Source organism: Nonomuraea aridisoli, assembly GCF_003236395.1.
In the GTDB taxonomy this organism is placed as follows: domain Bacteria; phylum Actinomycetota; class Actinomycetes; order Streptosporangiales; family Streptosporangiaceae; genus Nonomuraea; species Nonomuraea aridisoli.
The window spans coordinates 78077-91446 of sequence record NZ_POUD01000003.1 but is presented as its reverse complement, the minus strand read 5'-3'; the positions used below and the strand labels follow the sequence as shown (position 1 = coordinate 91446).

Here is a 13370-nt window from a genome sequence, read left to right as displayed (position 1 = left end):
CCCGGGCCCCGTCAGCGGGTCCGGGCCACCAGCAGGGCGATGTCGTCCTCGGCGGGGGTGTCGCCCACGATCGAGTCGATCAGCGAGGCGCACAGGTCGTCCAGCGGCTGTGGGGCGCGGGCGAGCGCGGCCCCGAGCCGCCGCATGCCCGCCTCCAGGTCGCTCCCGCGGGTCTCGATCAGGCCGTCGGTGTAGAGGGCCAGCACGGTGCCCCGGTCCAGCTTCAGCTCCAGGGACTCGAAGGAACCCAGTCCGACGCCGATCGGGGTGCCGCTGGGCAGGCTGGGAAAGCTCACCTCGCCCGACGGGTGCAGGAGCGCGGGCGGCGGGTGCCCGGCGGCGGCCATGACGCAGCTGCGGGTGGCCGGGTCGTAGAGCACGTACAGGCAGGTGGCGCCCATGCAGTCGGTCGGCGAGTCGCACTCGTCCTCGTCCTCGTCCTCGGCCAGCCGGACGACGTGGCGGTCGAGGTGCGCCAGCAGCTCGTGCGGGGGCAGCCCCTCGTACGTCAGCATGCGCACGGCCGTCCGCATGCGGCCCATGCTGGCGGCGGCGTAGATGCCGTGCCCGGTCACGTCGCCCACGACCAGCACGATCCGGCCGTCAGGCATCGGGATCGTGTCGAACCAGTCGCCGCCGACCCCCTCGTACAGGTCGGAGGGCAGGTAGCGGGAGGCCACGTCGACCGCGCCGCCCCCGGTCAGCCGGCGCGGCAGCAGGTTGCGCTGCAGGGCGAGCGCGGCGTTGCGCTCGCGGGTGTACTGGCGGGCGTTGTCCAGCCGCAGCGCCGCCCTGGCGACCAGCTCCTCGGCGAGCACCAGGTCGTCCCTGCCGAACGGCACCAGGTTGACGTGACGGTAGAACACCGTGACGCCCAGGATGTCGCCGTGTGCCTTGATCGGGACGACGAGCAGCGAGTGCATGCCCGTCGTGCGGATCACCGCGGCCCGGGCGGGGTCCTCGTCCAGCCACGTGCCGGGCGAGGTGTCGAGCCTGGCCTCGAAATGCGGCTCGCCCGAGGCCAGGACCTTCGAGTACGGCGACGACGGTGACACGAACACCGCCTCGTCCAGCGCGAAGACGGACTCCGGGGTCCCTTCGTGCACCGACGCCACCCCGGCCCGGCGGAAGACGGGGATCCCCGTCTGCGTGGTGGCCGGTCGCTGCAGCGGCTCGGTGTCGGGCAGCACCGCCTCGCCCAGGTCCACGGCGACGAAGTCGGCCAGCACCGGCACGGCCAGGTCCGCCAGCTCCTGCGCGGTCTTGCGCACGTCGAGCGTGCTGCCGATCCTGAGGCTGGCCTCGCGCAGCAGGGCCAGGCGGTCGTGGGCGCGGCTGTTGCTGAGGTCGAGCACCAGCGTGCACACGCCCAGCGGCCGGCCGTCCACACCTTCCAGCCGGTACATGGAGGACGACAGCGGACGTTCCTCGCTCTGGTCGGCCGCGGTCCAGCGCGACTCGCGGTCGATGACGGGCTCGCCGTCGGCGAGCACCCTGCGCATGACGTCCTGGAGACCCCCGGTGTCCACCCCCGGGACGGGGTCGGCCAGCGAGCGGCCGATGCGGTAGTAGGGCCAGCCCTCGCTGAGCTTCTCGGCCTCGGCGTTGTGCCAGACGCAGCGCAGGTCGCGGTCCCAGATGGCCATCGCCACGGGGAAGTGGTCGATGAGCGACTCCAGCAGCGAGCCCGTCCTGCCGGACAGGTCCTCGGCGGCCGGCGTGGCCGACAGCAGCCACGCGTCCCGCGTGGTCTCCAGCCGGGCGCCCTCGACGCGGACGAGCAGCCGGCTGCCGTCGCGGTGCCGCAGCTCCGCCAGGCCGTGCCAGCGCTCCTGGTCACCGAGCCGGCCCGTCCACAGGCGGGTGTCGCCGGGCAGCAGCAGCACCCGCCCCGACCGGCCCAGGATGTCGGCGGCGGCGTAACCGGTGAGCTCCTCCGCGGATCGCGTCCACCCGATCACGGTGCCCTCGAGGTCGATCACGACGATCGCCGGGGGGCTCTTCGTCGCCGAGCCCAGGATGGTGCCCATTGCGGCCATGACCTCCACCCATCTCGTGTGCGAATGACCCCAATTTCGCCAGCATAGTCACGCATGACCTGCGATGACGCTTCCTAGACCGAGCCTTTGTGCCCAGGCTGCTCAACCGGCCGGCGCCCGACCGAGGGCAAACGTTCATGTGGTGATGTATCCCATTTCGTCCCATCGGCACCCCTGGCAATGATCGTTGACGGGTTCCGCACCCTCACGATGGGAGCCCGACACCGATGCGACGTCTCATCCCCCCTGGGCGCGCGAGTCGGAGAACCTCGAGAAGGTCGACGGCCACACCGGCGGCGCCGAGGCCTTCACCGGGTCGACGTCGGGGCGCGGACCGCCCTCGGCCCTCCTGCACCGGCTTTCGGGTGGCACTTTTTCCCGACATTTACGCCTTACAAGAGGTAAACGTGATCTTCACTAGATCGCCAGAAAGCTCGGCGAACATCCCCTTTGGCCGTTTCCTCGCCCCGACCAGGATCACCCCTCCCTGGCCGAGGACACCGGCCAGAAAGGGACTCGCAGGCCATGCGCCGAGTCGTGTCTGTCCTCTCCGCCACCCTCTCCGCCTTCGCCCTCGCCGCGATCACCACCGCCGGGCCGGCCTCCGCCGCCCCGCCCGGCATCCCCTCGGCGAGCACCGCCGCCTCGCGGCTGGCCGCCCTGACCGTCGCCGCCGAGTCGCACGCCTCCACCTACAACCGCGACCTGTTCCCGCACTGGATCACCATCACCGGCGCCTGTGACACGCGCGAGCAGGTGCTCAAGCGGGACGGCAGCAACGTCGTGACCAACTCCTCCTGCGCCGCCACCTCCGGCCGCTGGCACTCCCCGTACGACGGCGCCACCTGGACCGCCGCCTCCGACGTCGACATCGACCACATGGTGCCGCTCGCCGAGGCCTGGGCCTCCGGCGCGTGGAACTGGTCCACCTCCCGCCGGCAGTCCTTCGCCAACGACCTCAACGGCCCGCAGCTGTGGGCCGTCACCGACAACGTCAACCAGTCCAAGGGCGACCAGGACCCCGCCCAGTGGAAGCCTCCCGTGACGTCCTTCCGCTGCACCTACGCCCGCGCGTGGATCCAGGTCAAGTACACCTGGGGCCTCACCGTGGACAGCGCCGAGAAGTCGGCGCTGAACAGCATGCTCGGCTCCTGCTGACCGACGACCGAGCCGCCCTGCCCGTCACCGCACCGGCAGGGCGGCCCCCTTGCGCACCTGGCTGAGCCGAAGCAGGCTCATGCCGAACATCAGCACGCCCAACGGCACGTGCAGCACCGTCAGGTGCGCGATGCCGAGGGCGATCTGCGCCAGCGTGAGCCCCATGAACACGGCCGCGTACCGGATGGGCGCGGGCGAGCCGCCGCCCGGGCGCCACACCAGGACCGCGGTGACCAGGTGCAACACCGCCACGGTGAAGACCCCGTACGCCGCGGCGCTGTGCAGTGTCCGTCCGGCGGGACGGCGTCACCGTGATGGTGGTGGCGTTCGACGTCGCGGACGACCGGATCAAGCACGTCTGGGCGGTTCGCAACCCCGACAAACTCCGGCCCTGGGCATCGCCGGGCACGAACCCCTCGTAGCGGACGGCTCAGGCGGGTGATGCCGGGCAGTTTCTCCTCCATCTCGCGCAGCCCCGCCTCGACGTCGACGTCACCGGACGCGCTGTGATCGCCGGGCGGCTCGGTCATGACGAAGAATCGGTAACCGCCCAGCGGCGGGAAGAACATGGTCCTGGGGCCGTTGGCGCCCTCATCGGGAAACGCCGGTGGAGCGTCGGCCCGCCATAACTCGTGATAGCTCGAGGTGAACAGCTGGACGGTGGTCGGCTCGACCTGATCGTCAGAGACGAACACCGCCTGCCCTTTCTGGTCGTGGCCCGACACGCCTGATGCCAACGATCGGACTCCGTTCTTTCAGCAGGTCGCTCTGAGGTGCGTTTCGGCGGCGGCCGGATCGGCGTCGGGGACGGTCACCTGTTCGACACCGAGCGGCGCGCGCGGCGGATCAGCTTCCGCGAGGTGATGCGCCGCCACGGCGAGCCGATCGAGGTCACCGTCCAGCCGCCGGAGCAGACGCCGATGCGCTACTCGGTCGGCGCCTTCTTCGTCGAGGTCCACGTCCACCCCGGCGTCGGGCGGGTCACCGTACGCCGGGTCGTCGGGGTCTTCGACCCCGGCCGGGTGCTCAACCCCAAGACCGCGCGCAGCCAGGCAATCGGCGGGGCCATCTGGTGCATGGGGATCGCGCTCACCGAGCACGCCCTGGTCGATCCTCATCTGGGGCGGATCGTCACGCCGAACCTGTCGGGCTACCTGCTGCCGGCCAACGCCGACGTGCCGGACATGGACTTCTCCATCATCGACCGTCCGGACCCCTCCAGCGACGCGCTGGGGGCGCGCGGATTCGGCGAGGTGCCCTCGACCCGGCTGACCGCGGCCATCGGGAACGCCGTCCACCACGCCATCGGCCGGCGCATCCGCGACCTGCCGATCACCCAGGACAAGATCCTCGCGGCGCTGTCCGGGCGGCCCGGGTTAGTCAGCGCTCGCGGTAGAAGATCATGCCGCCGTGGTGCAGCGTGTCGGCGTCGACGAAGACGCCGTCGGCGGTGAAACCGGTGTCGTCCACGTAGTCGATCTTGTTGCCGGTGACGGTGTACCGGCCGGTGTAGGCGCTCTGGCGGGAGCCGCGCGCCTCGTCGTAGCGGCCGTCGGCGGTCAGCTCCTGGCGGATGTGGCCGTCGGCGGTGACCCACATGCCCACGTACGGGTGGGCGGTCCGGCTGGTGGGCGTCATGGAAGGCTCCTGAACGGTGATGGCGGTACGGGGTGCCTCCTGCTGGGCGGCGCAGGCGGCGAGGACGAGGGCTGAAGCGGCGGCCAGCGTGGCCGAGAGGACGGCCCTCATCCCTGCCGCTCTTCCGCGGTGCGGGCGGCGGGGAGCCGGTAGCTGCCCAGCATGGCCAGGGCGTCGGCCGAGGGGCTGCCCGGCTCGGCCTGGTAGACGAGCAGTTGCTGGCCGGGGCTGGAGTTGACGGTCAGCGACTGGTAGCTCAGCTCCAGGTCACCGACGAGATGGTGGTGGAAGCGCTTGATCTCCGTGGTCTTGCCGCGCACGTCGTGGCGCGCCCACAGGCGGGCGAAGTCCGCGCTCTTCAGCGACAGCTCGCCGACCAGGGCGCGCAGGGCGGGGTCGTCCAGATCATCGCCGGCGGTGGCGCGCAGCGCGGCCACGCAGTTCTCGGCGGTGAGCTCCCAGTCGCGGTAGAAGGTCCGGGCCGCGGGCAGCAGGAAGACCGAGGTGATCACGTTCGTCTCCTCGCCCATCCAGTCGAACAACGCCTCGCCCAGGGGGTTGGCGGCCAGCTGGTTGAGATAGCGGTCGAAGATGAGCGCCGGGGTGGTGTGCCAGCCGTCCATGAGGCGGATCAGGCCGGCGTCGGCGTACTCCGTGCGCGTGGCCCGTCGGCGCGGCTGCACCGGGCCGGCCAGCGTACGGAGGTGGTCGGTGGCGTCCGCGCTCAGGCGGAGCGCCCCGGCGAGGGCTTCGACGACCTGCGGCGAGGGGTGCTTGTCACGACCCTGCTCCAGCCGGATGTAGTAGTCGGTGGACACGCCGGCCAGCATGGCCACCTCTTCGCGGCGCAGCCCAGGTGTGCGGCGCTGACCCGTGGGCAGCCCGTGGTCCGCGGGGTCGGCCGCGGCGCGGCGTGCGCGGAGGAATTCCCCGAGCCTGTTGGCGGTCATGAGTAAGTCCTTCCGGTTTCGACAGGACCTGATGACTCAACCGTACGAACGGCCGACACCGGCCGGGTAGCCCTGGCACTCCCACCCTCGTCCCGACGCGTCAGGTGGCCGGCTGCTCCGCCTGGAGGCCATCGAGGATCTTGGTGGCGATGTCGGCGAACCGGTCGAGCTCTTCGGGGGTGAGACGGTCGACGAACAGGCGCCGCCCTGGAACAGGGCGACTTCTCCCCGCCCGACGAATGGCCGACACCGGCCAAGGGCACGCCGGAGCTCCTCACCGTCCGCGACGTGCTGCGCTTCGCCACCGTCAACGGCGCCGAGCATCTCGGGCTCGGCGGCAGGACCGGCACGCTCACCCCCGGCAAGGAGGCCGACATCGTGTCTCCTCGACGCCACCGCGCTCAACGTGACCCCGCTCAACAGCGTGCCGGGGGCGGTCGTCGCGCTGATGGACCGCGGCAACGTCGAGACGGTGATCGTCGCCGGCAAGGTCCGCAAATGCAAGGGACGGCTGCTCGACGTGAATCTGGACCGGCTGCGCCGGGAACTTGAAGCCTCACGCGACCACCTCTTCCGGGCGGCGAACGTTCCTCAAGACCTCTTCGCCTGAAGTTGACCACCGATCAGGAGATTTCCATGGCTGTCACGCTCATCAACCCCGAGGGACACGTCCGCGTCCCGATCTACCACCACGTCGCGGTGGCGACGGGAAGCGAACAGGTCCACATCGCCGGACAGGTCGCCTGGGACGAGAACGGCGAACTCGTGGCGCCGGGTGACCTCGCCGGACAGGTCGCCCAGGTCTACCGCAACGTCGCCAAAGCGCTCGACGCGGCAGGGGCGACGTTCCACGACGTCGTCCGTTTCACCTGGTACGCCGCCGGGTGGAAGCGGGAGATGTACGACGCCTTCAATGCGGGCATCGAGCAGGCCGCCCGCGAGTTCGACCTCGCCACGCCGCCGCTCGCGCTGATCGGGGTCGACATCCTCTTCGAGCCCGGCATCCTCGTGGAGGCCGAGGTCACCGCGATCATCGATTGAACGCCGAGGGAGCCGTCTCGGCGGCCCTCCGGCCGGGTCAGGCCGGGACGGGTCGCCGGGCGAGGGCGTTCTCGGCGCAGGTGAGGAAGGTCGCCGCGACGGGATCGTGGTCGTCGGCGCGGGTCGCGAACGTGCTGGGCCTGCCGATGCTCAGCGCCTACGCCGCGAGCAAGGCGGCGGTGCGTTCGATGGTGCGCAGCCTCGCCCGCGAGCTGCTGCCGCGCGGCATCCGGGTCAACGCCGTCAGCCCCGGCCCGATCGACTCGGGCATCCTGGAGAAGTCGATGCCGAAGGAGGCGGCGGAGCAGACGAAGGCGCAGATGGCGGCGGAGAGCCCGATGCGGCGGCTGGGCACGACCGGCGAGATCGCGAAGGCGGTCGCGTTCCCGCTCTTCGACGCCACCTACACCAACGGCGCCGAGCTGGCCGTCGACGGGGGCGGCTCGCAGCTCTGACCCACGCGCGGGAGAGCCGGCTAGCGGTCCGCGGTGGCGGCCCAGGAGGCGAGGATGCGCAGGCCGTCGTGGGAGGGTGAGCCGGGCTCGGCGGTCAAGGTGACGAGCTGCTGGTCGGGGTCGGGCGCGAAGGTGAGGGTGGACCAGTCGAGGGTGAGGTCGCCGGCGACCGGGTGGCGCAGCACCTTCGTGCCCATCTCCCGGACCGCGACGGTGTGGGAGCCCCACCAGCGGCGGAAGTCCTCGTCCTGCACCGACAGCTCGCCCACCAGCTCCATCAGCCGCGGATCCCTCGGATCGCGGGCGGCCTCCATGCGGAGTTGCGCCACCCCGGCCTGGGCCATGTACTCCCATTCCGGGTACAGCGCCCGCAGGGCCGGGTCGGTGAATACCAGCCGTACGAAATTGCGTTTCTTCTCCGGGATCCGCGAGAAATCGGTGAACAGCGCGGCGGCCATGGGATTCCACGCGAGAATGTCGGTGCGCCGACCCAGGACCACGGCCGGGGTGGTGGTGAGGTCGTCCAGCAGCCGCCGCAGCTGCGGCTGGACCTTCTGGGCGACCCGCCGGCGCGGCCGCGCGGCGTCCTTGCCGGACAGCTCGAACATGTAGGCGCGTTCGTCGTCGCTGAGCCGCAGGACCCGCGCGATCGTGTCGAGCACCGGCTCAGAGGCCCGGCGACGCCCCTGCTCCAGGCGGGTGTAGTAGTCGGTGCTGATCGACGCGAGCATGGCCACCTCCTCGCGGCGCAGGCCCTTGACCCGGCGCCTGCCGCCGGCGTCGGGCAGCCCGACCGTTTCGGGGCTCAGCTCCGTCCGCCGTGCTTTGAGGAAATCGCCCAACTCGCTGGGGTGCGCGTTGTTGCTCATATGCCCCAGTATCCCCCGGACGAGCTTCCGCGAGGGGGCCCTGTCTGTCCCAGGACAATGGTGTCGGAGGACGAAAGTCTCCCCTTTTTCCAGCGTGCGGCACGTGCGAGCGTCGGATGCCATGAAGACGAACGTCACCTTCCCCAGCAACGGCCTGGCCATCGCCGGGATCCTGTTCACTCCGGACGACCACACCGGCGATCGGCTGCCGGCCGTCGTGGTCTCCCACCCGGGAGGCGGGGTGAAGGAGCAGACCGCGAGCGTCTACGCCGAGCGGCTGGCCCGTGCCGGTTTCGCCGCGCTCGTGTTCGACGCCGCGTACCAGGGAGAGAGCGAGGGAGAGCCGCGCGGTCTGGAGAACCCCTTCCAGCGCGCCGAGGACGTCAAGTCCGCGGTGACGTACCTGACCGTGCGCGACGACATCGACCCGGCCCGCATCGGCGCTCTCGGCATCTGCGCCTCCGGCGGGTACGTCCCGTACGCGGCGCAGACCGACCACCGCATCAGGTCCGTGGCCACCGTCAGCGCCGTGGACCTGGGCGGGGTGTTCCGTGACGGGCTCGGCCGCACGCAGGGGCCGGAGGTTCTCCAGGCCATGCTCGAGCAGGCCGGCGCCCTGCGCACGGCGGAGGCCCGCGGCGAGACCCCGCACCTGGTGCCCTGGATCCCCGAGAGCACGGAAGGCGTGCTGAACACCCAGCTCCGGGAGACGCAGGAGTACTACCTCACCCCGCGTGGGCGGCATCCCCGTGCGGACAACGCCTGGTTGCTGCGCGGCATCGACCTGATCGCCCAGTACGACTCGTACGCGTTGATCCGGCTCATCGCTCCCCGGCCGCTGTTGATGATCATCGGCTCGGAGGCGGAGACCGCGTACTTCAGCCGGGAGGCGGTCGAGAAGGCCGGTGAGCCGAGCGAGTTGTTCGTCATCGACGGCGCCACGCACGTGGACCTGTACGACAAGGACGAATACGTCACCCCGGCCGTCGCCCGGCTCGCGGCCTTCTTCGGCGAGCACCTGGCGGGCTGATCGGACTGTGCCCCACGTCACACTTGCCTCTGACGTTAGCGTCAGGTTTTAGCTTGACGGGCATGAGGATTCAGAACCAGATCGCCCTGGTGACCGGGGCCAACCGTGGGATCGGCCGGAGCCTGGTGGCGGAGTTGCAGCGCCGGGGAGTGGCGAAGGTCTACGCGACCGCCCGCCGTCCCGAGACCGTCGACCTGCCGGGCGCCGTCCCGCTCCGACTTGACGTCACGGACGACGCGTCGGTCGCCGAGGCCGCCGCGGAGGCCCAGGACGTGACCCTGCTGATCAACAACGCGGGCGTGTCGACACTCGCCAAGCTCGTCGACGGCCCCGAGTCCGACATCCGGCTGGAGATGGAGACCAATTACTTCGGCACCTTGCGGATGGTGCGCGCCTTCGTGCCGATCCTCAAGGCGAACGGGGGCGGGGCCGTCCTCAACGTGTTGTCGGTGCTGGCGTGGAGGGCGTACGAGCACTCCAACGGCTACGCGGCGTCCAAGGCCGCGGCGTGGGCGCTCACCAACGGGATCCGGCTGGAGCTCGCCGGGCAGGGCACGCAGGTCACCGGGCTCGCCATGGGCAGCGTCGACACCGACATGATGGCCTGGGCCGACATCGAGAAGACGGATCCGGCGCAGATCGCACGGATGGCGGTGGACGGCATCGAGGCGGGCGCCATGGAGGTGCTCGGCGACGAGCCGACGCGGCAGTGGAAGGCGCGCCTCGGCGAGGACCCGGCGCTCCTGTACCCGCAGCTGCGGCGCTGATCCGCTGTAGACTCGAATCTGACGTTGACGTCAGAGGCAGGCGATGGCGCCCCGCTGCGGGAGGACTCGACAGTGCTGAAGATCGGCCGACTCGCGGAGCTGTCCGGAGTGAGCGTGCGCGCGTTGCGCTACTACGAGGAGCAGGGGCTGCTGGAGTCCGAGCGGACACCGGCCGGCCAGCGGGTCTACCAGGAGTCGGCCGTCGAGCGGGTCCGCTTCTACCAGCAGCTCTACGCAGCGGGGCTGACCAGCCGCCACATCGCCCGGTTGCTGCCGTGCATCGACTCGGGTCACACGGACGCCGACCAGCGCAGGATGCTCCGCGAGCAGCGCGACCGCATCCAGGCGAAGATGGACGAGCTGGCGTCCGTGCTCCGTCGTCTCGACGAGCTCATCGACCTGACCCGTACACACCCCTGACGTCCGGAACACTCCCACCGTCGAACCGGTGGCGCGAGGCCTCGATGTGGCCGAGGTACTGCTGCGTCCAGCCGCACATCAGGTCGACGGTGGCGCGCAGGGCGCGGCCGGGCTCGGTCAGCGTGTACTCCACCCGCGGCGGCACCGTGGCGTGCACCTTCCGCTCGACGAGGCCGTTGCGTTCCATCATCCGGAGATTCTGGGTGAGCATCTTGTGGCTGATGCCCTCGAGCCCCTTGCGCAGTTCGCTGAACCGCAGGGTGCGGTCGCCCAGCGTCTCGATGATCAGGAGCGCCCACTTGTTGGCGACGTCCGAGAAGATCTCCCGCGCCAGGGAGTCGGCGCGGGAGATGTCGGCGTCCTCGGCCGTACCGCTGAACTGGGTGGTCACTTGGAGGTTCCTCCGTCACCAGAAAGTGCGTTCTTCCACGTCAGCGCTCACTCTCCTACGGTTTCCGAGTAACCGCAAGAAACCGTAGGAGACCCCCATGGCCATCACCCTGATCAACCCCGACGGCCTCCCCCAGGTGGACGTCTACCGGCAGGTCGCCGTCGCGAGCGGCAGCAGGCTCGTCTTCGTCGCCGGTCAGGTCGCCTGGGACGCCGACGGCGTCACCGTCGGCGCCGGCGATCTCGCCGCCCAGGTGGAGCAGTGCTACCTCAACGTCGCCACGGCCCTGGCGGGGGCGGGAGCCACCTTCGACGACGTCGTACGTCTGACCGTCTACGTCGTCGACTGGACCCCGGACAAGATGACCGCGTTCCTCGACGGCATCGCCCGAGCGGCGACCCGCCTGGGCACCACGCCGGTGCCGCCCGCGACACTCATCGGCGTCGCCGCGTTGCACGCCCCCGAGCACCTGATCGAGGTGGAGGCGACCGCCGTCACCGGCTGAGCGAGCACCGGCCCTCTTCGACCGCTAGCCATAGCTACCATCTAAACCTTATTGACCGGTAGCACAAGTGCGGCTACGTTCGTGCCACCGAGGGAATTCCACGACGGCGGGCGTGACGGAGCTACTCGCATCACGCTCTACGGTGGTGGCTCAGCCGAGGAGGCAGCGTGCGAGATCGGTTCGGAGGCAAGTCGGCGATCGTCGCTCTGATCGCCATGACCCTGGCGGTGTTCCTCTACGTGACCACGGAGGCGCTGCCGATCGGCCTGCTCCCCTTGATCGCGACGGATCTGGGAGTCGGCGCGTCGGCGGTCGGGCTACTGGTCACCGGGTACGGCCTGGTCATCGTGGTGGTGACCGTGCCCCTCACGCGGCTGACCCGCAGGCTGCCCCGGCGGCCGCTGCTGTGCGTCCTGTTGGCCGTCTTCGTCGTGGCGACCTGCCTGTCAGCGGTGGCCTGGGACTACTGGCTGCTCATGGCCGCCCGGATGGTGACCGCGCTGAGCCAGGCGCTGTTCTGGGCCGTCGTGACGCCGGCCGCCGCCGGCCTGTTCCGGGCCGAGGTGCGCGGGCGGGCCCTGTCGATCCTGTACGCCGGCGCCTCCACCGCCACGCTGGCCGGCATCCCGGCCGGCACCTGGCTCGGCCGGCTGACCGACTGGCGGGTGGCGTTCGCGGTGCTCAGCGGCCTGGGTCTGCTCGCCCTCGTCACGGTGGCCGCCGTACTGCCCGGCACACCGGCGGGGCAGGGCGCGGCCGACCGGGGCAGCGCACCCGACCGCGGCCGCTATCTGTCGATCGTGGCCACCACGGCGATGGCGGTCACCGGCGCGTTCACGGCGTTCACCTACATCAGCCCGTTCCTGACCGGCGTCAGCGGCTTCGCCGAGTCGTCGATCGGCCCGCTCCTGCTGGCACGCGGGATCGCGGGCCTGGCCGGCGTGTTCGTGGTCGGCTACCTCATCGACCGCCACGGCTGGCTCACCATGACGGGCCTCGTAGGTCTGCAGGCGCTCGCGCTCGCCGGGCAGTACGCGTTCGGCGCCTCCCAGGTCGCGACCGTCGTCATGATCTCGCTGTCCGGCTTCACGCTGGCGGGCCTGACCGCGGCTCTCGGTTCGCGGGTGCTCGTGTACGCGCCGGGCGAGTCCGTCATGGCGAGCGCCGGCACGTCCACGGCGTTCAATACGGGCATCACGGCGGGCGCGCTCTTCGGCGGCGTGCTGCTGACCGGCCCGGGCGTGCACAGCACGGCACTCGCCGGGGCGCTGCTCAGCCTGGCGGCGTTCGCCGTCGCGCTGGCCGAACCGCTCCTCTCCAGCCGTCGGAACGTCGCGTCGGCGACCACCTCGGAGCCCTTGACCGAGCACGTCATGTGACCCATTGCTCGGCAACCCCCGTCAACGCGTTAGGTGGTAGCGTCCCGGATATGCCACTCGACGTGTCCCGGCTGCCGCTGGTCGGCGGGCACCCCGCCCTCGACCTGGTCAACACGCTCGAACGAGGAGCACCGCCCGGCGGCGACCCGCCCCACGACTTCCTGTCCGGCTCCTCCGCCCTGCTGCGCTGGACGCTCAGAGTCGGCCTGATGAGCGACGCGGAGGCCGAGCGAGTCGATCGGGCATGGCGCGACGATCCCGCGGCCGCCCACGCGGGTCTGACCGCCGTACGAGAGATCCGCGAGCAGTTGCATCTCGCGCTGCTCGCGGCCGTCCATCCCACCGACGGCGACCCGATCGCCGCGGGCGCCGCGCTCGTCGCACTGCACGAACGCTGGTCCGGGGCGGCCGCCCGAGCGACGCTGGTGCTCGACAGAGGCGACCCGCCGCGGATTCGGCTCACCTACGGCACCGTGCCCGCCATGCTGATCCCCGACCGGATCGCCGAAGCCGCACTCGACGTGCTGCGGACGGCCGACCTGACCCGGGTGCGCCGCTGCCCCGTGGCCGAAGGCGGCTGCGGGTGGTTGTTCCTCGACCAGAGCCGCAACGGCTCCCGCCGCTGGTGCCGCATGGCCGACTGCGGCACCACGGCCAAGGCCCGCCGCCTCACCGAACGCCGCCGCGCCGCCCGAACGGCCACCCCGTAAATTTTCCCGATCCAGGAT

19 protein-coding genes and 1 pseudogene are annotated in these 13370 nt (G+C 70.9%); 13 read left to right on the top strand and 7 right to left on the bottom strand.

Going from position 1 to position 13370, the window contains the following annotated elements; translation table 11 throughout:
- Positions 1–11: 11 nt before the first annotated feature.
- Positions 12–2039, bottom strand: coding sequence for a SpoIIE family protein phosphatase (locus C1J01_RS01610; RefSeq protein WP_146615435.1), 2028 nt, complete (start codon positions 2037–2039; stop codon positions 12–14).
- A gap of 537 nt (positions 2040–2576) precedes the next feature.
- Between C1J01_RS01610 and C1J01_RS01605 the strand changes: the two genes are divergently transcribed.
- Positions 2577–3197 carry an HNH endonuclease family protein gene (locus tag C1J01_RS01605; RefSeq protein ID WP_235854172.1) on the top strand — a complete coding sequence of 207 codons (621 nt, stop codon included), beginning with the start codon at positions 2577–2579 and terminating at the stop codon, positions 3195–3197.
- Between the two features lie 24 nt (positions 3198–3221).
- On the opposite strand, the gene C1J01_RS01600 is transcribed toward C1J01_RS01605, so the two are convergent.
- Positions 3222–3449, bottom strand: a complete 228-nt coding sequence (locus C1J01_RS01600; RefSeq protein ID WP_181448518.1) for a hypothetical protein — start codon at positions 3447–3449, stop codon at positions 3222–3224.
- 32 nt (positions 3450–3481) lie between these two features.
- Here C1J01_RS01600 and C1J01_RS01595 point away from each other — a divergent pair, with 32 nt between their 5' ends.
- Positions 3482–3619 (top strand): hypothetical protein, encoded by a 138-nt coding sequence (locus C1J01_RS01595; protein ID WP_220039684.1) that lies wholly within the window; start codon positions 3482–3484, stop codon positions 3617–3619.
- Positions 3620–3970: 351 nt separating this feature from the next.
- The gene (locus C1J01_RS01590) at positions 3971–4651 is read left to right on the top strand and encodes a molybdopterin cofactor-binding domain-containing protein (protein WP_111175238.1); all 681 of its coding nucleotides are present in this window, start codon (positions 3971–3973) and stop codon (positions 4649–4651) included.
- Here the strand turns inward: C1J01_RS01590 and C1J01_RS01585 are convergent.
- The 3 genes from C1J01_RS01585 to C1J01_RS01575 form a co-directional block, all read right to left on the bottom strand.
- Entirely contained in the window at positions 4578–4946 is a 369-nt protein-coding gene (locus C1J01_RS01585) for an Atu4866 domain-containing protein (RefSeq protein ID WP_111175237.1), read from the bottom strand. The genes C1J01_RS01590 and C1J01_RS01585 overlap by 74 nt on opposite strands.
- Positions 4943–5785 (bottom strand): helix-turn-helix transcriptional regulator, encoded by an 843-nt coding sequence (locus C1J01_RS01580; RefSeq protein WP_111175236.1) that lies wholly within the window; start codon positions 5783–5785, stop codon positions 4943–4945. Before C1J01_RS01580 ends, C1J01_RS01585 begins: the two co-directional genes overlap by 4 nt.
- Before the next feature lie 100 nt (positions 5786–5885).
- A complete protein-coding gene (locus C1J01_RS01575; protein ID WP_220039683.1) occupies positions 5886–6035 on the bottom strand; it encodes a hypothetical protein in 150 nt (49 codons plus the stop codon).
- On the opposite strand from C1J01_RS01575, the pseudogene C1J01_RS53635 reads away from it, so the two are divergent.
- The 4 genes and pseudogenes from C1J01_RS53635 to C1J01_RS01560 all read left to right on the top strand — a co-directional run.
- A pseudogene (locus tag C1J01_RS53635) lies at positions 5993–6154 on the top strand (amidohydrolase family protein); the annotation flags it as partial. The gene C1J01_RS01575 and the pseudogene C1J01_RS53635 sit on opposite strands and share 43 nt — an antisense overlap.
- A 37-nt stretch (positions 6155–6191) precedes the next feature.
- Positions 6192–6395, top strand: coding sequence for a hypothetical protein (locus C1J01_RS51820; protein ID WP_235854171.1), 204 nt, complete (start codon positions 6192–6194; stop codon positions 6393–6395).
- 26 nt (positions 6396–6421) lie between these two features.
- Positions 6422–6826 carry a RidA family protein gene (locus C1J01_RS01565; RefSeq protein WP_111175235.1) on the top strand — a complete coding sequence of 135 codons (405 nt, stop codon included), beginning with the start codon at positions 6422–6424 and terminating at the stop codon, positions 6824–6826.
- An 80-nt stretch (positions 6827–6906) separates the two neighbouring features.
- Positions 6907–7281: an SDR family NAD(P)-dependent oxidoreductase gene (locus C1J01_RS01560; protein ID WP_235854170.1), complete on the top strand. Its 375-nt coding sequence runs from the start codon at positions 6907–6909 to the stop codon at positions 7279–7281.
- A gap of 20 nt (positions 7282–7301) precedes the next feature.
- Here the strand turns inward: C1J01_RS01560 and C1J01_RS01555 are convergent, their stop codons facing one another.
- Positions 7302–8150, bottom strand: coding sequence for a helix-turn-helix domain-containing protein (locus C1J01_RS01555; RefSeq protein WP_111175234.1), 849 nt, complete (start codon positions 8148–8150; stop codon positions 7302–7304).
- A gap of 121 nt (positions 8151–8271) precedes the next feature.
- On the opposite strand from C1J01_RS01555, the gene C1J01_RS01550 reads away from it, so the two are divergent.
- The 3 genes from C1J01_RS01550 to C1J01_RS01540 all read left to right on the top strand — a co-directional run bounded on the left by C1J01_RS01550 (position 8272) and on the right by C1J01_RS01540 (position 10367).
- Positions 8272–9180, top strand: coding sequence for an alpha/beta hydrolase (locus C1J01_RS01550; RefSeq protein WP_111175233.1), 909 nt, complete (start codon positions 8272–8274; stop codon positions 9178–9180).
- A gap of 62 nt (positions 9181–9242) precedes the next feature.
- On the top strand, positions 9243–9947 hold the full coding sequence (locus C1J01_RS01545; RefSeq protein ID WP_111175232.1) for an SDR family oxidoreductase: 705 nt from the start codon (positions 9243–9245) through the stop codon (positions 9945–9947).
- Between the two features lie 72 nt (positions 9948–10019).
- Entirely contained in the window at positions 10020–10367 is a 348-nt protein-coding gene (locus tag C1J01_RS01540) for a MerR family transcriptional regulator (protein ID WP_438943084.1), read from the top strand.
- Here C1J01_RS01540 and C1J01_RS01535 read toward each other — a convergent pair.
- A complete protein-coding gene (locus C1J01_RS01535; RefSeq protein WP_111175231.1) occupies positions 10339–10758 on the bottom strand; it encodes a winged helix-turn-helix transcriptional regulator in 420 nt (139 codons plus the stop codon). The genes C1J01_RS01540 and C1J01_RS01535 overlap by 29 nt on opposite strands.
- A gap of 97 nt (positions 10759–10855) precedes the next feature.
- Between C1J01_RS01535 and C1J01_RS01530 the strand changes: the two genes are divergently transcribed.
- The 3 genes from C1J01_RS01530 to C1J01_RS01520 all read left to right on the top strand — a co-directional run bounded on the left by C1J01_RS01530 (position 10856) and on the right by C1J01_RS01520 (position 13352).
- Positions 10856–11263: a RidA family protein gene (locus tag C1J01_RS01530; protein ID WP_111175230.1), complete on the top strand. Its 408-nt coding sequence runs from the start codon at positions 10856–10858 to the stop codon at positions 11261–11263.
- A 167-nt stretch (positions 11264–11430) separates the two neighbouring features.
- Entirely contained in the window at positions 11431–12642 is a 1212-nt protein-coding gene (locus C1J01_RS01525; RefSeq protein ID WP_220039681.1) for an MFS transporter, read from the top strand.
- Between the two features lie 50 nt (positions 12643–12692).
- Positions 12693–13352: a CGNR zinc finger domain-containing protein gene (locus C1J01_RS01520; RefSeq protein ID WP_111175229.1), complete on the top strand. Its 660-nt coding sequence runs from the start codon at positions 12693–12695 to the stop codon at positions 13350–13352.
- Positions 13353–13370: the final 18 nt, after the last annotated feature.